A 26,442-nucleotide genomic window follows, 5' to 3' on the forward strand; every position below is an offset into this window, starting at 1 on the left:
ACTCAGAGTACCGCACTTTACGGAAAATTCCGTATCACCGCATCTTTTTGTGACACCTACTACACTATTTCATTCAGGAAAGTGACATTGACTGGAGAAATATGGCTGAACAAATGCCGCGATTTTCGTTAAACGTGCTGACAATTAACACCCATAAAGGCTTTACGACGTTTAACCGACGCTTCATTCTGCCGGAACTGCGTGATGCGGTACGCAGCGTCAGCGCCGACATTGTTTGTCTGCAGGAGGTCATGGGCGCGCATGAAATTCATCCTCTGCATGTCGAAAACTGGCCGGACAGCACTCATTATGAGTTTCTGGCCGATACGATGTGGAGCGAATACGCCTACGGGCGCAACGCGGTCTACCCGGAGGGGCACCACGGCAACGCCGTGCTCTCGCGCTTTCCCATTCAATATTACGAAAATCTCGACATTTCCGTGGGCGAGAGCGAGAAGCGCGGCCTGCTCTACTGCCGGATTGTGCCGCCGGAAAGCGACGTAACCCTGCACCTGTTTTGTGTTCATCTGGGGCTGAGTTCGCAGCAGCGAACGGCCCAGCTGGCGATGCTCGCCGAACGGGTCAACGACCTGCCCGCCGGAGAGCCAGTGGTGGTGGCCGGTGATTTTAACGACTGGCGGCAGCAGGCCAACCGGCCGCTGAAGGCGCAGGCCGGTCTGGAGGAGATCTTCACCCGCGCATACGGCCGCCCGGCGCGCACCTTCCCGGCGCGTTTTCCGCTGCTGCGCCTTGACCGTATCTATGTGAAAAATGCGCATGCCAGCCAGCCGGCGGCGCTGGAGCTTCATCGATGGCGTCACCTGTCGGATCATGCGCCGCTGAGCGTGGAGATTCATCTATGAAATGTCGCTGGCAGGAAGGAAACCGGATCCAGCTGCTGGAGAACGGCGATAACTATTATCCGGCCCTGTTTGCGGCCATTGCGCGCGCGCAGCACAAAGTGATTCTCGAAACCTTTATCTGGTTTGAGGACGAGGTCGGCTGGCAGCTTCATGCGGTGCTGCTAAAGGCGGCGCGGCGAGGGATCCAGGTCGAAGTCCTGCTCGACGGCTACGGCTCCCCCGACCTGAGCGATCGTTTCGTGCACCAGCTGAGCGCTGCTGGGGTGATCTTCCGCTACTACGATCCGCGTCCGCGGCTGTTTGGCATGCGCACCAACCTCTTTCGCCGCATGCACCGCAAGATCGTGGTGATCGATGATACGACGGCGTTCGTCGGCGGGATTAATTACTCTGCCGAACACATGACCAGCTACGGCCCGGAGGCAAAACAGGATTATGCCGTGCAGGTTGAGGGACCGGTGGTGCTGGATATTCTGCGATTTGAGCTGGAAAATCTCCCTGCCAGCGAAACGACGCGGCGTATGTGGCCCCGCCGTCGCCACCGACCGGAGGTTAATCACAGCCCCGGTGAAGCGCAGGCGCTGTTTATCTGGCGGGATAATCACGATCATCGCGACGACATTGAGCGCCACTATCTGAAGATGCTGGCCAACGCGCGCCGCGAGGTGATTATCGCCAACGCCTACTTTTTCCCTGGCTATCGGATGCTGCACGCCATGCGCAACGCCGCCCGACGCGGGGTACGGGTCAAGCTGATTGTGCAAGGCGAGCCCGATATCCCCATCGTCAAAGTCGGCGCCCGCCTGCTGTATCACTACCTGGTCAAAGGAGGGGTGCAGATATTTGAGTATCGCCGCCGCCCGCTGCATGGCAAAGTCGCCCTCGCAGACGATCACTGGGCCACCGTCGGATCCAGTAACCTCGACCCGCTCAGCCTCTCATTAAACCTGGAGGCCAACCTGATTATCCACGACCGCGAGTTCAACCAGACCCTGCGCGACAACCTCAACGGCTTAATCACCCGGGACTGTAAACAGGTGGATAAATCAATGCTGCCAAAACGCAGCTGGTGGAACCTGGGTAAAAGCGTGCTGGCCTTCCACTTCCTGCGCCACTTCCCGGCATGGGTCGGCTGGCTGCCGGCCCACACGCCGCATCTGTCACGGGTCAGCCCGCCGGTACAGCCGGAAATTGAAACCCAGGATCAGCTGGATGCGCAAAATCAGGAGGTGAAACCCTGATGGCGAAATCACATCCTCGCTGGCGGATGGTCAAAAAGATCCTCACCGCGATATTTTTTATCGCCGTCACGGTTTTACTGGTGGTCTACGCGCAAAAAGTCGACTGGCAGGAGGTATGGAAGGTTATCCGCCACTACAACCGCCTCGCGCTGCTCGGCGCCGTCGGATTGACCATCGTGAGCTATCTGATTTATGGCTGCTACGATCTGCTGGGCCGGGCGTATTGCGGGCATCAGCTGGCGAAGCGGCAGGTGATCCTGGTGTCGTTTATCTGTTATGCCTTTAATCTGACCCTCAGTACCTGGATCGGCGGCATCGGCATGCGCTACCGGCTCTATTCCCGCCTTGGCCTCAGCGGCGGCACCATTACCCGCATTTTCTCCCTGAGCATCACCACCAACTGGCTGGGATACATTCTGCTGGGCGGATTGATTTTTACCGCCAGTCTGGTGCAGCTCCCGGCGCACTGGTACATCAGCCAGGGCACGCTGCGGGTGATTGGCATCGTGCTGCTGGCCGCCGCCGCGCTCTATCTGTGGGCCTGTGCGTTTGCCACCCGGCGGCATATGACCATTAAAGGTCAGCGGCTGGTCCTGCCCTCATGGCGATTCGCGCTGCTGCAGATGACGCTTTCCGTCGTAAACTGGCTGGTGATGGCGGCGATTATCTGGCTCCTGATGGCGCAGCAGGTCGATTACTTCCTGGTGCTGGGGGTGCTGCTGGTCAGCAGTATTGCCGGGGTTATTGTGCATATTCCCGCCGGGATCGGCGTGCTGGAGGCGGTATTTATCGCGATGCTCAGCGATCAGCAGATCGCCCGCGGGGCGATTATTGCCGCCCTGCTGGCGTATCGCGTGCTCTATTATTTCCTGCCGCTGCTTATCGCCACCGTCGGCTATCTGCTGCTGGAGAGTCAGGCGAAGAAGTTACGGGCGAAAAATCAGCGCAAGCTGGCGGATGGATAAGTGACGGGAAGAGACGACGGTTACCCGGGCAAGGCGTTGCCGCCGCGGCCCGGGCCGGAGATTTTAACGGCGGTTGCCGAAAATACGCAGCAGCATCAGGAACAGGTTGATAAAGTCCAGATACAGCGTCAGCGCGCCAAGAATGGCGTATTTACGCAGCGTTGAGCCGTCGCGGGTATCGATCTGCTCGCCGATGTTTTTCAGCTTCTGGGTGTCATAGGCGGTCAGGCCGACAAACACCACCACACCGATGTAGGTGACCGCCCACATCAACGCTTCGCTCTTCAGCCAGAAGTTGACCAACGAGGCCAGCACGATACCAATCAACGCCATAAACAGCATATTACCAAAGCCGCTGAGATCGCGTTTGGTGGTATAGCCATAGAGGCTCATCGCGCCAAACATCCCGCCGCTGACCACAAAGGTGCTGGCAATCGACGAATAGGTGTAGGCGATGAAGATACTGGATAGCGTCAGCCCGGTCAGCGCCGAATAGAGCATAAAGAGGGTGGTCGCCATCCCCGCGCTCAGGCGTTGTACCATCCCGGAGAGCACGAATACCAGCGCCAGTTGGGCAATAATCAAGCCGAAAAAGGTTATTTTGCTGGAAAAGACAAACATCATCACCGCCGGCGTATTGGCGGCAAACCAGGCAATAAACGCCGTCAGCAGCAGCCCGACCGTCATCCAGCCGTAGACCTGGGCCATATACGTCTGCAAACCGCCGCGGACCTGAACAATGGAATCTGAACGAGGGAATCTGTCCATGACTATCTCCTGATTAACAAGTTTTCTCTTACTAAGCGTACCACACTACCAGCGCTCTGCCGCCTGGCGATCGCTATCGCGCGCATCCACCCAGCGCTCGCCTTCCGCCGTCGCTTCGCGCTTCCAGAACGGCGCGCGGGTTTTCAGGTAATCCATAATGAATTCCCCGGCCGCAAAGGCGCTGCTGCGGTGCGCGCTGGTGACGCCAACGAAGACAATCTCTTCGCCTGGCCACATTTCGCCGATACGGTGAATCAGCGTCACCCGCCCCAATGCCCAGCGTTCGCGCGCCAGGTCGACGATTTCCGCCAGCGACTTTTCCGTCATCCCCGGATAGTGCTCCAGCGTCAGCGCCTTCACGCTATCGCCAAGATTGTGGTTACGCACTTTACCGGTAAAGGTCACCACCGCCCCGTCTTCATCACGTTCGGCCAGCCACGGATACTCGTCGCCCACGCAAAAACGCTCATGACTGACGACAATGCGAGTGTCCGTCATCTCAGCCTCCCGTAACCGGTGGAAAGAAGGCGATTTCATCACCGGCGACGACCGGATGGTCAAAGGGGGTCAGCGTCTGGTTTACCGCCGCCAGCAGTTTGCCCTCTTCCAGCGCCAGCGCCCAGCGATCGCCGCGGGTGATAAGCTGGCGACGCACGGCTTCCACCGTCGCCAGGTCGCCCGCCTCAAGGGTCAGGGCGTCGGTGCCGACCAGTTCGCGCACCTGAGCAAAAAACAGAACCTTAATCATGAGTCTCATCCGCGTTGAAGTCACCGGATTTGCCGCCGCTTTTCGCCAGCAGACGCACCGGGCCAATCACCATATCTTTTTGCACCGCTTTGCACATATCGTAAATCGTTAGCGCCGCCACGGAGGCGGCGGTCAGCGCTTCCATCTCGACGCCGGTTTTCCCGGTCAGACGGCACAGCGACTCGATCCGTACCCGGTTATGTTCCGGCTGGGCCTGCAGATTGACCTCGACTTTGCTCAGCATCAGCGGATGACACAGCGGGATCAGTTCCCAGGTGCGTTTTGCCGCCTGAATGCCGGCGATACGGGCAGTGGCGAAAACATCGCCTTTGTGGTGGCTGCCGTCGATAATCATCGCCAGCGTCGCCGCCTGCATCGCAACATAGGCTTCCGCGCGCGCTTCGCGCACCGTCTCCGCCTTGGCGGAGACATCCACCATGTGCGCCTCGCCGGCGGCGTTAATATGGGTCAGTTGTGACATAGCTTATTTCTTAAGATGGGGAACAAAGTTACACGGACGCGTGCGGGCATCGAGCTGCGGGGCAATGATATTCTCCCACGCGGTACGACAGGCTTTGGTCGAACCGGGCATGGCGAAAATCAGCGTGTGGTTCGCCACGCCGGCAATGGCCCGGGATTGCAGCGTCGAGGTGCCAATCTCCTCGAAGGAGAGCATGCGAAACACTTCGCCAAAGCCTTCCACTTCGCGGTCGAACAGCGGACGCAGCGCTTCCGGGGCCCGATCGCCCTCGGTAAACCCGGTACCGCCGGTAATGAGCACCACCTGTACATCGTCGCCGGCGATCCACGCCGATACCTGGGCGCGGATGGCATAACGGTTCTCTTGCACAATCGCCTTATCGACAACGCGGTGGCCCGCTTCCTGCGCCGCATCGCGCAGCCAGTGGCCGGAGGTGTCATCCTCTTCGCCACGCCGGCTGGAAACGGTAAGAATAGCTATTCGGGTCGGGATAAACTCAGCGCTAGCCTGACTCATCTGATCGCTCCTTTAGAATAAATTATCCGCCGATATACGACAGATTTTGCGTAATACCGGTGTTGCCCTGGTGCAGGAAGTGGGTTTGTTTTTTATGGGTTAACGCTTCGGAAATACGCGCCTCCAGCGCCGCCTGCTGCTGGTCTTCGACCAGCAGATCGCGCAGCGCCACGCCGCCGTCGCCGAACAGACACAGATGCAGTTTGCCGACAGACGAGACGCGAAGCCGGTTACAGGTGGCGCAGAAATCTTTCTCATACGGCATGATTAAGCCAATCTCACCGGAGTAATCCGGGTGGCAAAAGACCTGAGCCGGGCCGTCGCTGCGCTGGCGAAGCTGGTGGATCCACCCGCGGCGCAGCAGCTCATCGCGCAGCACCATGCCGGAAATGTGATGGCGGCGGAACAGCTCGCTGCCCTCGCCGGTCTCCATGAGTTCGATAAAGCGTAGTTGAATCGGGCGCGGTTTGATCCACGCGAGGAAGGTATCGAGCTGGTGATGGTTAACATCGCGCATCAGCACGGTGTTGACCTTCACCTTCGCAAAGCCCGCGGCGAAGGCGGCGTCGATGCCGTCCATCACCTGCTGAAATTTATCCTGCCCGGTGATGGCGTGAAACTGACGGGCGTCGAGACTATCCACGCTGACGTTGATCGCCGTCAGCCCGGCATCGCGCCAGAGCTTGACGTCACGCGCCAGGCGATAGCCGTTGGTGGTGACCGCAATCTGGCGGATCGCGCGGTTTTCCCTTACCGCGGCAATGATATCGGCGAAATCGCGGCGCAACGAAGGCTCGCCGCCGGTCAGGCGCACCTTTTCGGTCCCGAGGGCAGAAAACGCCCGCGTGACGCGGCGCACTTCATCAACGCTGAGAAAGCCTTTGTTCGTGACGGCGCCGGGTTTGTAACCATCCGGCAGGCAGTAGGTGCAACGAAAGTTACACACGTCGGTAATCGACAGGCGCAAGTAATAAAACTTACGCGCAAATGCATCGGTAAGCTGTGAGGCCATATACACCTTTCCAAGTACGGGAGACGCGGTCATTTCTTCCCACGCCCTGGTGACAAGCGAGGCTGTCACGGCCAAAGCACCATATCTTATGACACAGGCACAGAGGCTAGAGTGTTAACTGGTTTATGCCGATGATAGCGCGGAAATGACGGTTCCGCCATGTCCGATTTCGTTATATAATCAGGTATATATCGACACGATCGTGCATTTTCGCTACAGAATAGCTAAAAATCATCCTTTTGCATTGATATCGGTCATTTTGTCGGGATCCGGGCATCGTCTTTTAGGGGTAGATCGGTTACTGTGAGCTCGTTCACTGGAGATAAGGAATCTGTATGCGCACTCGTACGTTCGCCGACCTGGATCGCGTTGTGGCACTCGGCGGAGGCCACGGTCTGGGCCGGGTGATGTCGTCACTCTCATCGCTTGGATCGCGTCTGACCGGTATCGTCACCACCACCGACAACGGCGGTTCTACAGGGCGAATTCGTCGCTCGGAGGGCGGCATAGCCTGGGGCGATATGCGCAACTGTATTAATCAACTTATTGCCGAACCCAGCATCGCATCGGCGATGTTTGAGTACCGTTTTGCCGGTAATGGTGAACTTTCCGGCCATAACCTCGGAAATCTGATGTTAAAGGCGCTGGATCACTTAAGCGTCAGGCCGTTAGAGGCGATAAATTTAATCAGAAACCTGCTGAAAGTGGACGCTTTCCTGATCCCGATGTCGGAACAGCCGGTGGATCTGATGGCACTTGACCACGAAGGCCATGAAGTTTACGGCGAAGTGAATATCGATCGGCTCCCCTGCGTACCGCGCGAGCTGATGCTCACCCCGCCGGTCCCCACCACCCGTGAAGCGGTGGAAGCGATCGCCGAAGCCGATCTCATCCTGATTGGCCCGGGCAGTTTTTACACCAGCCTGCTGCCGATACTGCTGCTTGATGAGATGGCGCAGGCCCTGCGCCGAACGCCGGCGGCCATGGTATTTATCGATAACCTCGGTAAAGAGCACAGTCCGGCGGCCAATCTGACGCTGGCGGACCGGGTCGGGATTATGGAGCAGTATATCGGCAAGCGGGTGATTGACGCCGTTGTTATCGGGCCGAAAACCGATATCACCGGTCTTGAAAACCGGGCGATCGTTCAGACGCCGTTGGATGCCAGCGATGTCCCCTATCGCCACGACCGGATGCTGTTACGCAATGCGCTGGAAAAGGCGATTCAGATCTTAGGTTAAGTCTTAATCTCTTGCCGTCGGCCGCGTATCCGGCGGGTTCCTTAAAATCTTAAGGTTGTCTTAAAATAACGGTGGCAGCATGGCAAACATCTTTTCCGCAGGATTTTTGCTATGTCGCTATTTCCCTTACGTCGGCCGGTCATGAGCCGCACGGTTTATCTGCTTCTTTTTGCGCTGTATGTCGGCCTGCTGCTGAATCTCGCCTTCTATCGCCAGGCGTTCACCCTGCTGCCGGTCAACGGCGTGCATAACTGGCTGGTGTTTCTCAGCATGCCGGTGGTGGCCTTCAGCGTGATGAACATCCTCACTACGCTGGCCTCGTTCCTCAGGCTCGACCGCATCGTCATCAGTCTGTTTATTCTGCTTAGCGCCTCAGCACAGTACTTTATCTGGACCTTCGGGGTGATCATCGACCGCGCGATGATCACCAATATCCTCGATACCACCCCGGCGGAAAGCTTTGCCCTGATGTCCGGAAAAATGGTGCTGACGCTGGGACTTTCCGGCTTCCTGATGGTCGCCATAGCCTGGTGGATAAAAATCAGCCGACCCAGCACCCTGTGGCGCGACGTCGCCGTGCGCCTGCTGAATATCGCCGTCTCGGCTTTACTGATCGTTGTGGTCGCCGCGCTGTTTTATAAAGATTACGCCTCGGTATTTCGCAATAACAAAGAACTGGTGAAATCCCTCAGCCCGTCGAACAGCATCGTGGCGATCAACTCGTGGTACGCGCACAACAAGATGGACAACCTGCCGCTGGTGAAAATCGGCGAAGATGCCGTACAGAAGCCGGAAATGGGTAGCGGCGCGCGCAAGAATCTGACCATTCTGGTGCTGGGCGAAACGTCGCGCGCGCAGAACTTTTCCCTGGGCGGCTACGAGCGCGATACCAACCCGCGGTTGCAGCAAGATGGGGTGATTTACTTCGCCAATACCACCTCGTGCGGTACCGCGACGGCGGTATCGGTACCCTGCATGTTCTCCAACATGCCGCGCGCGCATTATGATGAAGAGTTGGCGCACCATCAGGAAGGGGTGCTGGATATTCTGCAACGGGCCGGTATTCAGGTACTGTGGAACGAAAACGACGGCGGCTGTAAGGGGGCCTGCGATCGCGTTCCGCACCAGAACGTCACCGATCTGCACCTGAGTGGACAGTGCATCGAAGGGGAATGCTACGATGAGGTCCTGTTCCATAATCTGGCACATGACATCGATAATTTGCAGCACGACGGCATTATCGTTCTGCACACTATCGGTAGCCATGGTCCGACCTACTACAACCGCTATCCGCCTGAATTCAAAAAGTTCACGCCGACCTGCGAGACCAACGAAATCCAGAGCTGTACGCAGCAACAGCTTACGAATACCTACGACAATACGCTACTGTATGTCGATTATATAGTTGATAAAGCTATAAAAATACTGCAGTCAAAGCAGGATAAATTTACCACCAGCCTGGTTTATCTCTCTGATCATGGCGAGTCGCTGGGCGAGGATGGGGTCTATTTGCACGGGCTACCGTGGTCAATCGCCCCCGTGACGCAAAAACACGTCCCGATGCTGATCTGGCTGTCGCCGGATTATCAGCAGCGCTACGGCGTTTCCAGCCGGTGCCTGCAGCAGCGTGCCAAAACGGAGCCCTATTCGCAGGATAATTTGTTCTCCACTCTGCTCGGGCTATTCGGGGTGAATACCCAGCAGTACCGGGCAACAGACGATATTTTAACGCCATGCAGAAGCGAGGCAGACAGATGAAAATCTTAGTCATTGAGGACGATGCACTCCTGTTACAAGGACTTATTCTGGCGATGCAAAGCGAAGGGTACGTCTGTGATGGCGTCGCCAGCGCGCACGAGGCCGCCCTGTCCCTCGCCGGCAATCACTACAGCCTGATTGTCTTAGATCTGGGTCTGCCGGATGAGGACGGGCTGCACTTCCTGGCGCGTATGCGCCGGGAGAAATTCAGCCAGCCGGTGCTGATCCTCACCGCCCGCGATACTCTCGAAGACCGCATCAGCGGTCTTGATACCGGCGCCGATGACTATCTGGTGAAACCTTTCGCGCTGGAAGAGCTGAATGCCCGCATCCGCGCCCTGCTGCGCCGGCATAACAATCAGGGGGATAACGAAATGGCCGTCGGCGACCTGCGCCTGAACATCAGCCGACGCCAGGTCTGGCTCGGCGAAGAGGCGCTGGATTTGACGCCAAAAGAGTACGCCCTGCTCTCTCGTCTGATGATGAAAGCGGGCAGTCCGGTGCACCGGGAAATTCTCTACAACGATATCTATAGCTGGGATAATGAACCGGCTACCAACACCCTGGAGGTGCATATCCACAACCTGCGTGAAAAAGTCGGCAAAGCCCGAATTCGTACCGTCAGGGGGTTTGGCTATATGCTGGTGAAAAACTCAGAAACGGAAGAACGCTATGGCTCTGTTCGCAAGTGAAACATGGACGATGCGTCACCGGCTGTTGTTGACCATTGGCGCCATTCTGGTGGTCTGTCAGCTGATCAGCGTCTTCTGGCTATGGCATGAAAGTAAAGAGCAGATACAGCTGCTGGTGGCGAGCGCCATAGAAGGGCATAACAATCAAAAGCACGTCGAGCACGAAGTGCGCGAGGCGGTGGCCAGCCTGCTGGTACCCAGCCTGTTAATCATCGGTCTGGCGCTGTATATCAGCCTGCTGGCGGTGAAAAAAATCACCCGCCCACTGTCGAATCTGCAAAGCGAGCTGGAAAGCCGAACCCCGGATAACCTGCAGCCAATTACGCTGACGGACTCCGTTCCGGAGGTCACGGCGGTGACGACGGCCATTAATCAGCTGGTTTCCCGTCTGAATATGACGCTCGATCGCGAGCGTCTGTTCACCGCCGACGTCGCCCATGAGCTGCGTACGCCGTTAGCCGGGCTCCGCCTGCATCTCGAGCTGCTGGCGAAAGTGCACAGCGTCGAGGTCGCGCCGCTGATCCAGCGTCTGGACCAGATGACCAACAGTATCTCTCAGCTGCTACAGCTTGCCCGCGTCGGCCAGTCATTTTCCGCCGGGAGCTATCAGCGCGTGCCCCTGCTGGAGGATGTGGTCGAGCCGCTGCAGAACGAGCTGGAAACAATGCTGGAGCAGCGCCAGCAAAAGCTGGCGCTCTCCTGTCCCGATGAAGAGGTTATCGTCTCCGGCGATGCCACGCTGCTGCGCGTGGTGCTGCGCAATCTGGTGGAGAACGCGCACCGCTATAGCCCGACGGGGTCGACGGTGAAGATCTCGATACAGGCAGGTTCGACGCCGGTGATGGCCGTGGAAGATGAAGGGCCGGGGATTGATGAAGCGAAAAGCGGCGAATTAAGCAAAGCCTTTGTCCGCATGGACAGCCGCTATGGCGGAATTGGCCTCGGGTTAAGTATCGTCACCCGCATCGTTCAGCTACACGAGGCGCAGTTCTTTTTACATAACCGCCAGCCGGGCCCCGGAGTCCGGGGCTGGATTCTGTTTCCTAAACCTTCGCGTTAGAAAGTCAGCACCCATTGATGGAAAAAGGCGACAACCACCACAAAGGCGCAGGCAACGCCGAGATACTCACGGAAGTTTAATTTTTGCATAACACTATCCTCAGCAGAATGAGGACAGTGTCGCCTGGCAAGATTAAGCAGACATTAAGAGCCTATCAGTAGCCGTTATTGTCGCAGACAGTTTGACCACGGACAGCGCGGAGAAACCGAAGCGTACACGTAGTACGTGAGGATTTCGAGCACTGACCAGCGTCAAAATGGCAAGTAAAATAGCCCTAATGGGATAGGCTCTAAGCCTGCCATCAAACGCAACGATAAGGCAAAATCTTACCGCCATCACCCGGCGCTGGCCGCCCCGGAACCGCCTCTCCGCGGCCTGCCGCTACGATGCGGCGATAAACAGCTCGCGAAGCTGGTGCAGCTGGTCACGGATTTGCGCGGCCTCTTCAAACTCCAGATTCTGCGCATGCTGCATCATCTGCGCTTCCAGCTCGTGAATTCTCTGCTGCAGCGCCTTCGGCGTCAGTGCCGCCGGAGCATCCGCTTCAACCGGCGAGCGTGATTTACCGCGCCCTTTCGCTTTGGTTTTCGCCAGGTTGCTGCCCAACTGCAGAATATCGACCACTTTCTTATTCAGACCCTGCGGGGTGATACCGTGCTCTTCGTTATAACGCTGCTGTTTCTCACGACGACGCTCGGTCTCACTGATGGCTTTCGCCATCGAGGCGGTGATCTTATCGCCGTAAAGAATCGCTTTGCCGTTGATGTTACGCGCCGCACGGCCAATCGTCTGAATCAGAGAACGTTCTGAACGCAGGAAGCCTTCTTTGTCGGCGTCCAGAATCGCCACCAGCGACACCTCCGGCATATCCAGCCCTTCACGCAGCAGGTTAATCCCCACCAGCACGTCAAACTCGCCAAGGCGCAGGTCGCGGATAATCTCCATACGTTCAACGGTATCAATATCCGAGTGCAGATAGCGCACGCGCTCGCCGTGCTCTTCAAGGTACTCGGTTAAGTCCTCCGCCATCCTTTTGGTCAAGGTGGTGACCAGCACGCGCTCGTTGATCGCGACGCGGATGCGAATTTCCGAGAGCAGGTCATCGACCTGGGTCGCCACCGGGCGCACCTCGATCAGCGGGTCAAGCAGCCCGGTCGGGCGCACCACCTGATCGACCACCTCATCGCCGGATTTATCCAGCTCATAGGGCCCGGGAGTAGCCGAGACGTAAATCGTCTGCGGCGCCAGAGCCTCAAACTCTTCAAACTTCATCGGGCGGTTATCCAGCGCCGATGGCAGACGGAAGCCGTACTCGACCAACGTCTCTTTACGCGCCCGGTCGCCGCGGTACATCCCGCCGATTTGTGGGATCGTGACGTGGGATTCGTCGATCACCAGCAGCCCATCCGCCGGCAGGTAGTCAAACAGCGTCGGCGGCGGCTCGCCCGGCCCGCGCCCGGAAAGATAGCGCGAGTAGTTTTCGATACCGGAGCAGTAGCCGAGCTCGTTCATCATTTCGAGGTCGAACTGAGTACGCTGGGTCAGACGCTGCTCTTCCAGCAGCTTGTTGTTCTCCAGCAGCACCTTCCGCCTGTCGGCGAGTTCGACTTTAATCTCTTCCATCGCCTGCACGATCCGCTCGCGCGGCGTAACGTAGTGCGTTTTCGGATAGATGGTATAGCGCGGAATGGTTGATTCCACCTGCCCGGTGAGCGGATCAAAGAGCGACAGACGCTCAACTTCTTCATCGAACAGCTCGATACGCAGCGCGATATCGTCAGACTCAGCCGGGAAGACGTCGATGACTTCCCCCCGCACGCGGAAAGTACCGCGCTGGAAGGCCTGATCGTTACGGGTGTATTGCAGCTCCGCCAGACGGCGCAAAATCGCCCGCTGGTCAATCAGCATACCGGTCGTCAGGTGCAACATCATTTTCAGATAGAGGTCGGGATCGCCGAGGCCGTAAATCGCCGACACCGAGGCCACCACCACCACATCACGCCGTTCCAGCAGCGCTTTGGTCGCCGACAAACGCATCTGCTCGATATGTTCGTTCACCGAGGCGTCTTTCTCGATGAAGGTGTCCGAGCTCGGGACATAGGCTTCAGGCTGATAGTAGTCGTAGTAGGAGACGAAATATTCCACCGCGTTGTCCGGGAAGAACTCTTTCATCTCACCGTACAGCTGGGCCGCCAGCGTTTTGTTCGGCGCCAGCACCATCGTCGGACGCTGCAGGTCGGCAATGACGTTAGCGATGGTAAAGGTTTTACCTGAACCGGTTACCCCCAGCAGCGTTTGATGCGCCAGGCCATCTTCCAGCCCCTCTTCGAGGCGGCGAATAGCTTCTGGCTGATCGCCAGAGGGACGGAATGCGGAATGCAGCGTGAACGTTTTACTCATATCTCTGGCCCTGAAGAAGGATGACGCGCCTGGCCGTATGCGGCAGGTGTTTAATTCTACCCTCCACGCCAGCTTTTGCCAATAAATAACACTGGATATAAAACCAGTATCGCATTATTGTCTATACGCCATACCGGCGAGCGACCCATCGTTTTGGGCTAAAAACAGGCCGCCTTGCGGAATAATCCGCCAGTCAGTGGGGTTATCCCCAGAAAGATTTAGGATTTAACATTTGTCAAGCAGGGTAATGAATCTTTTATGGCAGCAGGTGACACTTTCCTTACAGCCATTGCTTTTATTCAACTAATTGATATTAAATGAAATTAAACAAAAGATGGGTTTCGCGCCAATTCAGCCGCAGGCCGCGTAATCTCTAGCTTACCGCAAGTTCTCTAACTCTAATGCACAAGGTTATCCACAGGAATAGTGGATAAGTCTCTGCAGGCCATGAGGTCTGCCACCCGGCAGAAATCGCCCGCCGGCAAAAATCGGCCGGCTAAAAAAAATTATCGAATTATTTTTGATATTTATCAGCTAAGGACGGCCACCTTTTTGTTGCTTTCTGCACCAAATTTCATGCGCTTTGGCACCGGGAAAGTGCAACCGCCTCGTTAACCCGCCGCTGTGATGCCCTGCGCCCCCTGTCTTTGCGAGAAAACACCGAAACATCTTTTTCCTGGCAAGAGATTTGCAGAATCTTCATGTCGCTCGCTATCCCCAAAAAGGAGAAAACGTCTATGTTGAGTCTACACGCAGTTAATCAGTACTACGGAAGTCAGCACACGCTATGGAATGTCGACCTTGAACTCCGGCCAGGGGAGTGCACCTGCGTGATGGGGCTGCAGGGGATGGGGAAAACCACGTTGGTAAACTGCATTACCGGGCATCTCCCGGTCGCCAGCGGCACGATGACCTGGCATGACATCGGGGCCCCGCCTTGCGATCTCACGCCGCTTTCCGCCCACTCCCGCTCGATTATTGGCATCGGCTACGTCCCGCAGGACAAGCGCATCTTTTCCCAGCTGAGCGTGGAGGAGAATCTGCATATTGCGCTGGCGGCCGGGGGGAACCCCGGCGCCGCGGTGAAGGGCGAGATTTACGATTTATTTCCCGAATTGTACGCTCTGCGCCAGCACAAAGGGGCGATGCTCTCGGAAGATGACCAGTACCAGCTGGCGCTGGCCCGGGCGCTGATTGTTCAACCGCGCCTGCTGATCCTTGATGAGCCTTCGCGCGGCAGCGGGCATCACTTCATGCAAAAGCTGGGGGACCTGCTGGTGCGGCTGAATCGCGATATCGGGTTAACGGTGCTGCTTGCCGAACAGCACCTGCCGTTTATTCGCCGGGTGGCGGACCGGTTCTGCCTGCTTCATCGCGGCCGCAGCGTGGCGCAGGGCAACGTTATCCAGCTGGATGAGCCGCTGCTGGCGCAGTGGATGACGCCAGATCCAGCGCGTTAAGGTCCAGATACTGCCCGAGATCCTCGCGCTGCGGCGCGTCCGCCAGCCACGGGATCTCCCCCAGCAACGGCGCCGGGAGCAGGCGCTTAAGGGTCGCCAGGTATTCGGCATGACGCTTGCCCGGCGGCTGGACGTCGTTCGCGATCCAGCCGGCCAGCGGCAGCCCCGCCTGACGCACCGCCTGGGCCGTCAGCAGCGCATGGTTGATGCAGCCCAGTTTGATGCCCACCACCAGAATAACCGGCAGCCGTTCGTCCCGCACCCAGTCGGCAAAGGTCAGAGTATCGGAGAGCGGCGTGAACCAGCCTCCCGCCCCTTCCACCAGCACCCACCCGGCCAGCTTTTCCAGCTCGCGCAGCCCGGCGGAGAGCGCGGCCCCGCTAATCGGGCGGCCTTCATCGGCGCTCGCAATATGCGGAGAGGTCGGTTCAGCGAAGGTACAGGGGTTAACCTGGGCGTAGCTCAGCGCCACGCTGCTGTTACGTTGCAAGGCCAGCGCATCGTCGTTGCGCAGCCCCTGCGGCGTATCTTCACTTCCGGAGGCCACCGGCTTATAGCCCGCGCTCTGCAGCCCGGATAGATTAGCCGCCTGCAGTAAGGCGCAGCTGGCGACGGTTTTCCCGACTTCAGTGTCGGTTCCGGTGACGAAAAAACGTTTAGTCACGTGCAATGACTCCTGTAAAAAGATAGTACGTCAGCGGGCACAGCCCCTGCTGTTTTGGCCAGGCAAGCTGGAGCTCGCGCAGTTTGCCCCGACTTAACGGCGCGGCGCTGCGTCCCTGATGCAGATGAGTCGCGCCGATGCCTTTTAGCGAACGCATCGCGCTCAGCGCATCGGCGAACGGCAGGCTGACGGCGTGAACCTGTCCGCTAACCCGTCGTCCGGCCAGCGCCTCGCGCACCGCCTGCTCACTGAGAAAGCGGTTGGCGTGCGGGCGGGCATCAATCGCCTGCCAGGCCTGATTAAGTTCCGGCAGCGAACCGGCCAGCAGCGTGGTGAACGCCACCCTGCCGCCGGGACGCACCACCCGACAGAGTTCATCCACCGCCCGCGCCAGACTGTCACACCACTGGACCGCCAGGTTGCTCCACGCCAGATCGACACAGCCATCCGCCAGCGGGAGCGACTCAATATCGCCCGCCACGTAGCGGTGGGCGCAACCCCCACGCTGCGCCTGCGCCAGCATCTCGACCGAGAGGTCCAGCGCCGTGACGTGGCTTCCGGCATCGCGCCAGTAGCGGCTCATACTGCCGGGGCCGCAGCCGGCATCCAGCACCTCGGCAAAGGCCCGGCTTGCCAGCCGGCGCAGCAGCAGCTCCGCGCTGTACCGCTGCAGCTCATCGTGCTGCGTATAGTGGGTGGCCGCCCGGCCAAAGGCCGCGGCCACCGCGCGTTTATTCACCGCCGCCATGCAGCACCTCCAGCAGACGGGCGATATCGGTGGACTCATGCGCCGCGGTGAGCGTCAGGCGCAGCCGCGCGCTGCCGGCCGGCACCGTCGGCGGGCGGATCGCCGTCGCCCAGCAGCCCTGCTCGCGCAGGCTTGCCGCCAGTCGCAACGCCCGCGTATTGTCGCCGACGATCAGCGGCTGAATCGCGCTGGTTGAGGCGCTGAGCTCGCCGGGGAAGCTGGCCATGCCGGCGCGAAATTGCGCCACGTGGCTGGCCAGTTTTTCCCGACGCTGCTGGCCGTCATCGCTGCGGATAACCGCCAGCGCCGCGCTCAGCGCCAGCGCCTGGGCCGGGGGCATGGCGGTGCTGTAAATCAGATGGCGGGCGAACTGCAGCAGGTAGTCCGCCAGCGCATCGTCGCAGAGTACCGCCGCCCCGCTGGCGCCAAAGGCTTTGCCAAAGGTCACCACCAGCAGTTCCGGGCGGACGTTCCGGGCATGACAGCTGCCGCGTCCCTCATCGCCCATCACCCCGATACCGTGCGCGTCATCCACCAGCAGCCAGCCGTCAGCCGCCCGGGTGGTACGGGCGATATCGCCGAGCGGCGCGCTGTCGCCATCCATGCTGAATACCCCTTCGGTTACCACCAGCTGCTGGCCGGTCAGGGGCTTTGCCAACAGATCGCCGAGTTGCTGCACGTCGTTGTGCGCAAAACGCCTGAGCTGCGCCGGGCTGAGGCTGGCCGCCTCAAGCAACGAAGCGTGGCTCAGCCGGTCCGCGACGATGCGATCGTCCTTTGCAAGCAGCGCGGCAATCAGCGCCTGATTGGCGGCAAATCCGGAAATAAACAGCAGCGCGCGCGGGTAGCCCAGCCAGTCAGCCAGCGCCTCTTCCAGCTCGCGATGCGCCTCGCTGTAGCCGCTGACGTGGCCGGAGCCGCCGCTGCCGACGCCATAACGCGCCGCCCCCTGCTGCCAGGCGGCGATAATCTTCGGATGCTGGCTCAGCCCGAGATAGTCATTGCTGGAGAAATTCAGCCAGCGCTGGCCTTCGCGGGCGAGCCACCGCCCGGCTCCCTGGGTGACCGGCTGGCGCTGGCGAAACGCGTCCGCCTCCCGCCGTTCGCCAAGCGCCCGCTCGATCCGTTGCTGCCAGCTCATAGCGCCGCCGCGTTGTAATATTCCTCGGTATCCGGGTTGAGCAGCGCCTGTTCCAGACGCTGCTGCTGTTCGTTATCCCCTTCCAGCACCGCCGTCTGCTGCGGGTTAAGGCCCAGCTTGCGGAACAGCTGCAGGTCTTTGTCCTCTTCCGGGTTCGGCGTGGTCAGCAGCTTGCAGCCGTAGAAAATCGAGTTCGCCCCGGCCATAAAGCACATCGCCTGCGTCTGTTCGTTCATCTGCTCGCGCCCGGCGGAAAGACGCACGTACGATGTCGGCATCATAATCCGCGCCACCGCGATGGTGCGGATAAAATCAAAGGCGTCGACGTCATCGTTATCGGCCAGCGGCGTGCCTTTCACTTTGACCAGCATGTTGATCGGCACGCTCTCCGGCGGCGTCGGCAGGTTAGCCAGCTGCAGCAGCAGGCCAGCGCGATCTTTCTCGGTTTCGCCTAAGCCGACGATCCCGCCCGAGCAGACCTTGATCCCGGCGTCACGCACCTTGTCGAGGGTATCCAGCCGCTCCTGGTAGGTGCGGGTGGTGATGATATTGCCGTAGAATTCCGGCGAGGTGTCCAGGTTATGGTTGTAGTAGTCCAGTCCGGCTCCCGCCAGCCGCTGCGCCTGGCTGTCGGTCAAGGTCCCGAGCGTCATACAGGACTCCAGCCCCAACGCTTTGACGCCTTTGACCATTTGTTCCAGGTACGGCATGTCGCGATCGTTGGGGTTTTTCCATGCCGCCCCCATGCAGAAGCGGGTTGAACCGGCATTTTTCGCCTGCCGCGCCGACTCCAGCACCTGTTCCACTTCCATCAGGCGCTCCGATTCCAGACCGGTTTTATAGCGCGCGCTTTGCGGGCAGTATTTGCAGTCTTCCGGGCAGGCGCCGGTTTTAATCGACAGCAGCGTGCTGACCTGGACCTGGCGCGGATCAAAGTGCTGGCGGTGCGTCTGCTGGGCTTCAAACAGCAGGTCTAACAACGGTTTATTAAACAACTCAGTAACTTGCGACATTGTCCAGCGTGCGTGGTGAGCCATTGGCCTCTCCAAAGGGTTTTGTTAATTGTCGGTTCGGTTTATACTCGTAAACCTAAAACTTTTCAAAATGGTTTACAAGTCACTTATGACAACGGACGATCTCGCCTTCGATCGGTGCCACATCTGGCACCCCTACACTTCCATGACTTCCCCGCTGCCGGTATACCCGGTGGTTGCCGCCCACGGCTGCGAGCTGTCCCTCGCCAGCGGCAAGCAGTTAATCGACGGCATGTCTTCGTGGTGGGCGGCGATTCACGGCTACAATCACCCGCGGTTAAACGCGGCGATGAAAGCGCAGATTGACCAGATGTCGCACGTGATGTTTGGCGGCATCACCCACCCTCCGGCGGTCGCGCTCTGCCGCCAGCTGGTGGCGATGACGCCGGCATCGCTGGAGTGCGTATTCCTCGCCGACTCCGGTTCGGTCGCGGTGGAAGTGGCAATGAAAATGGCTCTGCAGTACTGGCAGGCAAAAGGCGAACCGCGCCGGCGGTTTCTCACCTTCCGCAACGGCTATCATGGCGATACTTTCGGCGCGATGTCGGTTTGCGATCCGGATAACTCGATGCACAGCCTGTGGCAGGGCTATCTGCCGGATAACCTGTTCGCCCCGGCGCCGCAAAGCCGCTTTGGCGGCGAATGGGATGAGCGGGATATGGTGTCGTTTGCCCGGCTGATGGCAGCCCATCGCCAGGAGATCGCGGCGGTGATTCTCGAACCGATTGTGCAGGGGGCGGGCGGAATGCGGATGTACCACCCCGAGTGGCTGAAGCGCATTCGCAAGATGTGCGACCGGGAAGGCATCCTGCTGATTGCCGATGAGATTGCCACCGGATTTGGCCGGACCGGCAAGCTGTTTGCCTGTGAACATGCGGGGATTACGGCGGATATTCTCTGTCTCGGTAAAGCCCTGACCGGTGGGACTATGACCCTGTCGGCCACCCTCACCACCCGACGGGTCGCGGAGACCATCAGCGATGGCGCTGCGGGCTGCTTTATGCACGGCCCGACCTTTATGGGCAATCCGCTGGCCTGCGCGGTGGCGACAGAAAGCCTGCGCCTGCTGGAGAGCGGCGAATGGCAACGCCAGGTGGCGGCCATTGAAGCGCAGCTTAACGCCGAACTGGCGCCGGCGCGGGAATCTCCTCAGGTGGCCGATGTTCGCGTACTGGGCGCCATTGGCGTGGTGGAAACGCGTCGTCCGGTGAATATGGCCGCGCTGCAGCGTTTCTTCGTTGAGCAGGGAGTATGGATCCGTCCGTTCGGTCGCCTGATTTATCTGATGCCGCCCTATGTCATCACCGCGCAGCAGCTGACGCGCCTGACCCAGGCGGTCAACGCGGCGGTGCAGGAAGAAACATTTTTTAGCGAATAAGCAGCGGAAATTGGCCGTCAACCGGACTACACTTCTTTGCTAATCAGTAGATTATCCCTGAGGAGACGGTATGAAATTAATCAGTCACGACCTGCAGGATGGCGGCAAATTGCCCCATCGTCAGGTTTTTAATGGCATGGGCTACGACGGCGACAATATTTCGCCGCATCTGGCGTGGGACGAAGTTCCCGCCGGCACCAAAAGCTTTGTGGTGACCTGTTACGATCCCGACGCACCGACCGGTTCCGGCTGGTGGCACTGGGTGGTCGCCAATCTGCCGGCGGAAACGCGCGAACTGCCGCAGGGTGCCGGCTCCGGTCTGGCGCCGCTGCCAGCAACCGCCATCCAGACCCGCACCGACTTCGGCCAGGCCGGCTATGGCGGCGCAGCGCCGCCGAAGGGGGAAAGCCATCGCTATATCTTTACCGTACATGCGCTGGATGTCGACAAGATCGATGTGGATGAGGGCGCAAGCGGCGCGATGGTGGGCTTTAACGTCCATTTCCATTCCCTGGGCAGCGCATCCATCACCGCCCTGTTTATCTGACCTTTTCTCGTCACCCTTCCCCGGGTAGCGGCTTACGCCTTACCCGGGCGATGTGACAGTACCTTTATCGCCCCGGTAAGCGCAGCGCCACCGGGGAGTCCTTCAGCTCGAAGATGACTGCTCAGCCACCGGCAGCGCCGCGCTTTTTTTGACTTTCGCGTACCACACCACCGTCAGCAGCGCCAGCCAGACCAGTCCGGCGATCAGCGCAATGCGCGTCTCTTCGACCATCCCCAGCACCGCAATCACCAGCCCCATAAACAGCAGGGTCAGCAGCGGCGCGACCGGCCAGAACGGCACCGGGAACTCAATCTGTCGGCGCTCTTCTGCCGACAGCCCGCGCCGCATGGCGAAGTGGGCCAGCAGGATCATCAGCCACACCCACACCGTGGCAAACGCTGCCAGGGAGGCAATCAGCACGAAGACCTGCTCCGGCATCAGATAGTTCAGCACCACCGCCACCAGCAGCGCCACTCCCATCACCACTACCGTCATCCACGGCACGCCGTTGCTGGCAATCCGCTGGAAGCTTTTCGGCGCCATGCCCTCTTTCGCCATGCCGTACATCATGCGTCCGGCGCCAAAAATATCGCTGTTAATGGCCGAAATACTGGCGCTGATAACGATGATATTGAGGATTGTCGCCGCAGCCGGAATACCCAGACCGCTAAAAATCAGCACGAACGGGCTGCCCTGCTCGCCAAAACTGTTCCACGGGAAAATCGCCATCAGAATCGCCAGCGTGCAGACATAGAACAGCACGATGCGCAGAGGGATGGTGTTAATCGCCTGCGGGATCACTTTCCTGGGATTCTGCGCTTCAGCCGCGGTAACGCCGATAATTTCCACCCCGCCAAAGGCGAACATCACTATTCCAAGCGAAGCGATAATCCCCTGCCAGCCGTTCGGAGCAAAACCGCCGTGATGCCACAAGTTCTCCAGCCCTGTCGCCGGGAACGCATGGCCAAAGCCAAAGAAGATGATGCCGCCGCCGGCGACGATCATCGCAATAATCGCCACCACTTTAATCAGCGACAGCCAGAACTCCATCTCGCCGAAAATGCGTACGTGGCACAGATTCATCGCGCCGATGAAAAAGATGATGCTCAGCACCCAAATCCAGCGCGGGACGTCGGGGTACCACAGCCCCATATAGATGCCAAACGCGGTGACGTCGGCCAGAGCGACAATCACCATTTCAAAGGTGTAGGTCCAACCGGTGATAAACCCGGCCAGCGGTCCGAGATACTGACGGGCATAGCTGCCGAAGGAGCCGGAAACGGGGTTGCGCACCGCCATTTCCCCCAGCGCGCGCATGACGATAAATACCGCCGCGCCGCCAATCAGGTAGGCTAACAGAACCGCCGGTCCCGCGGCCTTGATGGCGGCGGCCGACCCATAAAACAGCCCGGTACCGATGGCGGAACCGAGCGCGATGAAACGAATATGGCGGGCGTTCAGCCCGCGCAGCAGGTGTGGCTTTGAGGGTTGTTGTTGCATATGCGAGTGTCCTGATAATTTTTGTATGACGACAAATATGCGCGTAGGACGGCCGGGGGGAAGATATCCCCCCGACGCGGGTACAGAAAACAGCGATGATCAGAGCTGACTGGGTAATACGGCAGGTAGCAGTCGCGTCAGGTGACGCGCCGCCAGAAGCGCAATAGCGTTATCAATATCCGGGGCGAAGAAACGATCCTGGGTGTAATGCGAGACCCGTTCGCGCAGCAGATGACGCGCCTCCTCCAGCAGCGGGCTGCTGGCCAGGCCTTCGCGCATATCCAGCCCCTGGACGGCGGCCAGCCACTCTACGGCCAGCACGCCGCGGGTGTTGTCCGCCATCGCCCACAGGCGACGACCGGCGGCTGGCGCCATCGAGACGTGATCCTCCTGGTTTGCCGAAGTCGGCAGGCTGTCAACGCTGTGCGGATGCGACAGCGCCTTATTCTCGCTGGCCAATGCCGCCGCGGTGACCTGAGCAATCATAAAACCAGAGTTAACGCCGCCGTTTTTCACGAGGAAAGGCGGCAGCTGCGACATATGGCTGTCCATCATCAGCGCAATCCGCCGCTCTGACAGCGAGCCGATTTCGGCAATCGCCAGGGCGAGATTATCCGCCGCCATCGCCACCGGCTCGGCATGGAAGTTACCGCCGGAAATCACCTCGTTCTCGCTGGCGAAGACCAGCGGATTATCCGATACCGCGTTGGCTTCAATCAGCAGCACGTCGGCCGCCTGACGAATCTGGGTCAGACAGGCCCCCATCACCTGCGGCTGACAGCGCAGAGAATACGGATCCTGCACTTTGCTACAGTTGTGATGCGATTGCGAAATCGCGCTGTCGTCGGTCAGCACATGGCGGTACAGCGCGGCGGCATCAATTTGACCACGCTGGCCGCGGGCATCATGAATACGCGGATCAAACGGCCGACGCGAGCCCAGCGCCGCTTCGGTGGTTAAGGCCCCGCACACCACCGCAGATGCAAACAGATCTTCCGCCTCAAACAGGCCGCGCAGGGCAAACGCCGTCGATGCCTGCGTGCCGTTGAGCAGCGCCAGCCCCTCTTTCGCCGCCAGCGTAATCGGCTCGAGACCGACTTTTTTCAGCGCCTGCCCCGCCAGCATCCACTCGCCGTCGACGCGCGCTTTCCCCTCGCCCAGCAGCGTCAGCGACATGTGCGCCAGCGGCGCCAGATCGCCGGACGCGCCGACCGAACCCTTGGCCGGGATCCACGGCGTCACGCCTTTGTTCACCAGCTGAATCAACGCCTGAATCACGCTCAGACGAATACCGGAGAAGCCGCGGGAGAGGCTGTTAATCTTCAGCACCATAATCAGGCGCGCCATCGCCTCGTCCAGCGGCTCGCCAATGCCTGCGGCATGGGAGAGCACCAGAGAACGCTGCAGATTTTCCAGATCGTCGGTAGAGATGCGCGTTTGCGCCAGCAGGCCAAAACCGGTGTTAATACCGTAAGCGGTACGCCCTTCCGCCAGAATCGCGTTGACGCAGGCCACGCTCTCGTCAATCGCCGGAAAAGCGCGCTCGTCGAGGGTGATGCTCAGCGGGTGATGATATACCTCGCGCAGCTGCGCCAGAGTCAGTTGACCAGGAATAAGTGTTAAGCTTTTCATTTCAGCGTTGCCCCTGCGTTGCTGCCACCATAGGAAGATTCAGTCCTTGTTCTGCCGCGCACTCGATCGCGATGTCGTAGCCGGCATCGGCGTGACGCATCACCCCGGTCGCCGGGTCGTTATGCAGGACGCGAGCGATACGCGCCGCCGCTTCGTCGGTACCGTCACAGACGATAACCATCCCGGAGTGCTGGGAGAAGCCCATACCCACGCCGCCGCCGTGATGCAGCGACACCCATGTCGCGCCGCTGGCGGTATTCAGCAAGGCGTTCAGCAGCGGCCAGTCGGAAACCGCATCGGAACCGTCGCGCATCGCTTCGGTTTCACGATTCGGGCTGGCGACGGAGCCGGAATCAAGGTGGTCGCGACCGATAACGATCGGCGCGGAAACTTCGCCGCTGCGGACCATTTCGTTAAACGCCAGCCCCAGCTTCTGGCGCCACTCCAGACCCACCCAGCAAATACGCGCCGGCAGCCCCTGGAAGCTGATGCGCTCGCGCGCCATATCCAGCCAGCGGTGCAGGTGCGTATCATCTTTGATGATCTCTTTAACTTTAGCGTCGGTTTTATAGATATCCTGCGGATCGCCGGAGAGCGCCACCCAGCGGAACGGGCCGATGCCGCGGCAGAACAGCGGGCGAATATAGGCCGGGACAAAGCCCGGGAAATCGAACGCGTTGCCGACCCCCATCTCCTGCGCCATCTGGCGAATATTGTTGCCGTAGTCGAAGGTCGGGACCCCCATTTCGTGGAAGGCCAGCATCGCCTGGACGTGGTCGGCCATGGAGCGTTTGGCGGCCAGGATCGTCCCCTGCGGATCGGACTCCGCTTTGGCCTGATACTCTTCCCAGCTCCAGCCCTTCGGCAAATAGCCATGCAGCGGGTCGTGGGCGCTGGTCTGGTCGGTGACCATATCCGGGCGCACGCCGCGTTTAACCATCTCCGGCACGATATCGGCGGCGTTGCCGCACAGAGCGATAGAGATTGCCCGGCCTTCCGCAGTGTATTTCTTGATGCGGGCCAGCGCGTCGTCCAGCGAGGTGGCCTGTTCGTCAACGTAGCGGGTCCGCAGGCGGAAATCGATCCGGCTCTGCTGACATTCGATGTTCAGCGAGCAGGCTCCTGCCAGAGTAGCCGCCAGCGGCTGCGCGCCGCCCATACCGCCCAGACCGGCGGTTAATACCCAACGCCCCTTCAGGCTGCCCTGATAGTGCTGACGTCCGGCTTCGACGAAGGTTTCGTAGGTGCCCTGCACGATGCCCTGACTACCGATATAGATCCAGCTGCCGGCGGTCATCTGGCCATACATCGCCAGCCCTTTCGCGTCCAGCTCGTTGAAATGCTCCCAGGTTGCCCAGTGCGGGACCAGGTTGGAGTTAGCGATCAGCACCCGCGGTGAGTTTTCATGGGTTTTAAACACGCCCACCGGTTTACCGGACTGCACCAGCAGAGTTTCGTCGCTTTCCAGGTTTTTCAGCGCCTTCACGATAGCGTCATAGCATTCCCAGTTACGCGCCGCGCGCCCGATACCGCCATAGACCACCAGCTCATGGGGGTTCTCGGCCACATCGGGATCGAGGTTATTCATTAACATACGCAGCGGGGCTTCGGTCAACCAGCTCTTCGCATTCAGCGTCGTGCCTCGCGGCGCACGTACGTCCTGCTGGCGATATTTGCTTTGCGACATCGGGGTTTCTCCTGACAATTAACGTTGTTTACGTAAATACATATACTTGTCTATACAAGCCTACGCAAGCCAGGATTTAACAGAAATGATACAATTTTGTTATATTGCGTCAGCAATCACGCTTTTGCTGACGCGAGGGATGGTCAGGAGGCAAAGTGGCCCTGCAGCCGGTAGCGGCTACCCGGGAACAGCAGACGGGCGTGGGAAACGATATGCGTGGTTGACCAGGTACGGCGGCGAATCAGCAAACATGGGTCATGGGCGTGGATCTGCAGCAGCTCGCACTCTTTGGCGCTCGCCTGCACCGCCTCCACGATATGCTCGCCTTCGGTTAACGGCGCAATCAGCGACAGATAATCGTGCGGCGTGGTCACGGTATAATCCTGGCGCAGATAGTCCGGCACCACCGTCGCGTTGACGCAGCGATCTTCAATCTGTACCGGAATATCGTTTTCAAAATGCACCATCAGGGAGTGGAAAATCCGCGTCCCCTCGGCGACGTTCAGCGCGGCCGACTGGATAAGGTCGGCTTCGGTCTCCTCCAGCAGCAATACCTCGCAGCGGTGCTGGTGGTGGCGGGAGAGAATCTCGTCGGCGATGCTGCGAACTTCAAACAGCGCCGACTGCCCTTTCGGCTCCGCCACAAACGTGCCCACGCCCTGCAAACGCACCAGTAAGCCCTCATCCGTGAGTTCACGCAGCGCCCGGTTGATGGTCATCCGGCTAAAGCCAAATTGCGCCACCAGTTCCGCCTCAGAAGGAATGCGGTCATGCGGACGCCAGACGCCGCGCTGAATCTTTTCGCTGATCGCCTGCTTCACCTTTTCATAGAACGGTGCAGGCGCAGATCGAGGTTGCTGTGAAAACATAGCCTGGCTTTCCTTATACTCAATGGGCGGCGAAACG

At 59.3% G+C, this 26,442-nt stretch carries 25 protein-coding genes and 1 riboswitch; of the genes, 10 read left to right on the forward strand and 15 right to left on the reverse strand.

What is annotated here, in order from left to right:
• Positions 1-101 precede the first annotated feature (101 nt).
• From EDF73_RS07570 to EDF73_RS07580, 3 genes are read left to right on the forward strand one after another with little or no spacing between them, the layout of a single operon-like run.
• A complete protein-coding gene (locus tag EDF73_RS07570) occupies positions 102-863 on the forward strand; it encodes an endonuclease/exonuclease/phosphatase family protein (protein ID WP_132727869.1) in 762 nt (253 codons plus the stop codon).
• Complete coding sequence (gene clsB / locus EDF73_RS07575; RefSeq protein WP_132727872.1) at positions 860-2,104, forward strand: cardiolipin synthase ClsB; 1,245 nt, start codon at positions 860-862, stop codon at positions 2,102-2,104. The genes EDF73_RS07570 and clsB overlap by 4 nt, the downstream gene beginning before the upstream one ends.
• The gene (locus tag EDF73_RS07580) at positions 2,104-3,069 is read left to right on the forward strand and encodes a lysylphosphatidylglycerol synthase domain-containing protein (protein ID WP_132727875.1); all 966 of its coding nucleotides are present in this window, start codon (positions 2,104-2,106) and stop codon (positions 3,067-3,069) included. Before clsB ends, EDF73_RS07580 begins: the two co-directional genes overlap by 1 nt.
• Before the next feature lie 63 nt (positions 3,070-3,132).
• On the opposite strand, the gene EDF73_RS07585 is transcribed toward EDF73_RS07580, so the two are convergent.
• The 6 genes from EDF73_RS07585 to moaA form a co-directional block, all read right to left on the reverse strand.
• Entirely contained in the window at positions 3,133-3,837 is a 705-nt protein-coding gene (locus tag EDF73_RS07585; RefSeq protein WP_132727878.1) for a Bax inhibitor-1/YccA family protein, read from the reverse strand.
• A 45-nt stretch (positions 3,838-3,882) separates the two neighbouring features.
• Positions 3,883-4,335: a molybdopterin synthase catalytic subunit MoaE gene (moaE, locus tag EDF73_RS07590; protein WP_132727881.1), complete on the reverse strand. Its 453-nt coding sequence runs from the start codon at positions 4,333-4,335 to the stop codon at positions 3,883-3,885.
• 1 nt (position 4,336) lies between these two features.
• The gene (moaD, locus tag EDF73_RS07595) at positions 4,337-4,585 is read right to left on the reverse strand and encodes a molybdopterin synthase sulfur carrier subunit (protein ID WP_132727884.1); all 249 of its coding nucleotides are present in this window, start codon (positions 4,583-4,585) and stop codon (positions 4,337-4,339) included.
• Positions 4,578-5,066: a cyclic pyranopterin monophosphate synthase MoaC gene (moaC, locus tag EDF73_RS07600; protein ID WP_132727887.1), complete on the reverse strand. Its 489-nt coding sequence runs from the start codon at positions 5,064-5,066 to the stop codon at positions 4,578-4,580. Before moaC ends, moaD begins: the two co-directional genes overlap by 8 nt.
• 3 nt (positions 5,067-5,069) lie before the next feature.
• Positions 5,070-5,582, reverse strand: a complete 513-nt coding sequence (gene moaB, locus EDF73_RS07605) for a molybdenum cofactor biosynthesis protein B (protein WP_132727890.1) — start codon at positions 5,580-5,582, stop codon at positions 5,070-5,072.
• A 22-nt stretch (positions 5,583-5,604) separates the two neighbouring features.
• Positions 5,605-6,594 carry a GTP 3',8-cyclase MoaA gene (gene moaA / locus EDF73_RS07610; protein ID WP_132727893.1) on the reverse strand — a complete coding sequence of 330 codons (990 nt, stop codon included), beginning with the start codon at positions 6,592-6,594 and terminating at the stop codon, positions 5,605-5,607.
• A riboswitch (molybdenum cofactor riboswitch) is annotated at positions 6,582-6,720 on the reverse strand. Its footprint overlaps the gene before it by 13 nt.
• Positions 6,721-6,929: 209 nt before the next feature.
• On the opposite strand from moaA, the gene yvcK reads away from it, so the two are divergent.
• The 4 genes from yvcK to pmrB all read left to right on the forward strand — a co-directional run bounded on the left by yvcK (position 6,930) and on the right by pmrB (position 11,345).
• Complete coding sequence (yvcK, locus tag EDF73_RS07615; protein ID WP_132727896.1) at positions 6,930-7,835, forward strand: uridine diphosphate-N-acetylglucosamine-binding protein YvcK; 906 nt, start codon at positions 6,930-6,932, stop codon at positions 7,833-7,835.
• Between the two features lie 111 nt (positions 7,836-7,946).
• Positions 7,947-9,593: a phosphoethanolamine transferase EptA gene (gene eptA, locus EDF73_RS07620; RefSeq protein ID WP_132727899.1), complete on the forward strand. Its 1,647-nt coding sequence runs from the start codon at positions 7,947-7,949 to the stop codon at positions 9,591-9,593.
• Entirely contained in the window at positions 9,590-10,285 is a 696-nt protein-coding gene (pmrA, locus tag EDF73_RS07625; RefSeq protein ID WP_132727902.1) for a two-component system response regulator PmrA, read from the forward strand. The genes eptA and pmrA overlap by 4 nt, the downstream gene beginning before the upstream one ends.
• A complete protein-coding gene (pmrB, locus tag EDF73_RS07630) occupies positions 10,266-11,345 on the forward strand; it encodes a two-component system sensor histidine kinase PmrB (protein ID WP_132727905.1) in 1,080 nt (359 codons plus the stop codon). Before pmrA ends, pmrB begins: the two co-directional genes overlap by 20 nt.
• Positions 11,346-11,726: 381 nt before the next feature.
• Here the strand turns inward: pmrB and uvrB are convergent, their stop codons facing one another.
• Entirely contained in the window at positions 11,727-13,745 is a 2,019-nt protein-coding gene (uvrB, locus tag EDF73_RS07640) for an excinuclease ABC subunit UvrB (RefSeq protein ID WP_132727910.1), read from the reverse strand.
• A gap of 737 nt (positions 13,746-14,482) precedes the next feature.
• On the opposite strand from uvrB, the gene EDF73_RS07650 reads away from it, so the two are divergent.
• Complete coding sequence (locus EDF73_RS07650) at positions 14,483-15,205, forward strand: ATP-binding cassette domain-containing protein (RefSeq protein WP_132728140.1); 723 nt, start codon at positions 14,483-14,485, stop codon at positions 15,203-15,205.
• Here the strand turns inward: EDF73_RS07650 and bioD are convergent.
• The 4 genes from bioD to bioB are packed head-to-tail and all read right to left on the reverse strand — an operon-like array spanning position 15,147 to position 18,795.
• A complete protein-coding gene (bioD, locus tag EDF73_RS07655) occupies positions 15,147-15,869 on the reverse strand; it encodes a dethiobiotin synthase (RefSeq protein ID WP_132727913.1) in 723 nt (240 codons plus the stop codon). The two genes, EDF73_RS07650 and bioD, sit on opposite strands and share 59 nt — an antisense overlap.
• Positions 15,862-16,617: a malonyl-ACP O-methyltransferase BioC gene (gene bioC, locus EDF73_RS07660; protein ID WP_132727916.1), complete on the reverse strand. Its 756-nt coding sequence runs from the start codon at positions 16,615-16,617 to the stop codon at positions 15,862-15,864. Before bioC ends, bioD begins: the two co-directional genes overlap by 8 nt.
• Positions 16,601-17,758 (reverse strand): 8-amino-7-oxononanoate synthase, encoded by a 1,158-nt coding sequence (gene bioF / locus EDF73_RS07665; RefSeq protein ID WP_132727919.1) that lies wholly within the window; start codon positions 17,756-17,758, stop codon positions 16,601-16,603. The genes bioC and bioF overlap by 17 nt, the downstream gene beginning before the upstream one ends.
• Positions 17,755-18,795: a biotin synthase BioB gene (gene bioB / locus EDF73_RS07670; protein ID WP_049267849.1), complete on the reverse strand. Its 1,041-nt coding sequence runs from the start codon at positions 18,793-18,795 to the stop codon at positions 17,755-17,757. The genes bioF and bioB overlap by 4 nt, the downstream gene beginning before the upstream one ends.
• An 85-nt stretch (positions 18,796-18,880) precedes the next feature.
• Between bioB and bioA the strand changes: the two genes are divergently transcribed.
• Positions 18,881-20,170 (forward strand): adenosylmethionine--8-amino-7-oxononanoate transaminase, encoded by a 1,290-nt coding sequence (gene bioA, locus EDF73_RS07675; RefSeq protein WP_132727921.1) that lies wholly within the window; start codon positions 18,881-18,883, stop codon positions 20,168-20,170.
• 70 nt (positions 20,171-20,240) lie between these two features.
• On the forward strand, positions 20,241-20,717 hold the full coding sequence (locus EDF73_RS07680) for a kinase inhibitor (RefSeq protein ID WP_132727924.1): 477 nt from the start codon (positions 20,241-20,243) through the stop codon (positions 20,715-20,717).
• Between the two features lie 102 nt (positions 20,718-20,819).
• Here the strand turns inward: EDF73_RS07680 and EDF73_RS07685 are convergent, their stop codons facing one another.
• From EDF73_RS07685 to EDF73_RS07700, 4 genes are all read right to left on the reverse strand, one after another.
• Positions 20,820-22,217 (reverse strand): amino acid permease, encoded by a 1,398-nt coding sequence (locus EDF73_RS07685; RefSeq protein ID WP_132727927.1) that lies wholly within the window; start codon positions 22,215-22,217, stop codon positions 20,820-20,822.
• Positions 22,218-22,316: 99 nt separating this feature from the next.
• A complete protein-coding gene (gene hutH / locus EDF73_RS07690; protein WP_132727930.1) occupies positions 22,317-23,849 on the reverse strand; it encodes a histidine ammonia-lyase in 1,533 nt (510 codons plus the stop codon).
• 1 nt (position 23,850) lies between these two features.
• Positions 23,851-25,536, reverse strand: a complete 1,686-nt coding sequence (hutU, locus tag EDF73_RS07695) for a urocanate hydratase (RefSeq protein ID WP_132727933.1) — start codon at positions 25,534-25,536, stop codon at positions 23,851-23,853.
• Positions 25,537-25,679: 143 nt separating this feature from the next.
• Entirely contained in the window at positions 25,680-26,405 is a 726-nt protein-coding gene (locus EDF73_RS07700; protein WP_132727936.1) for a histidine utilization repressor, read from the reverse strand.
• Positions 26,406-26,442 lie beyond the last annotated feature (37 nt).

Origin of the sequence: Klebsiella sp. BIGb0138 (assembly GCF_004342285.1) — a bacterium.
Classification (GTDB): domain Bacteria; phylum Pseudomonadota; class Gammaproteobacteria; order Enterobacterales; family Enterobacteriaceae; genus Klebsiella.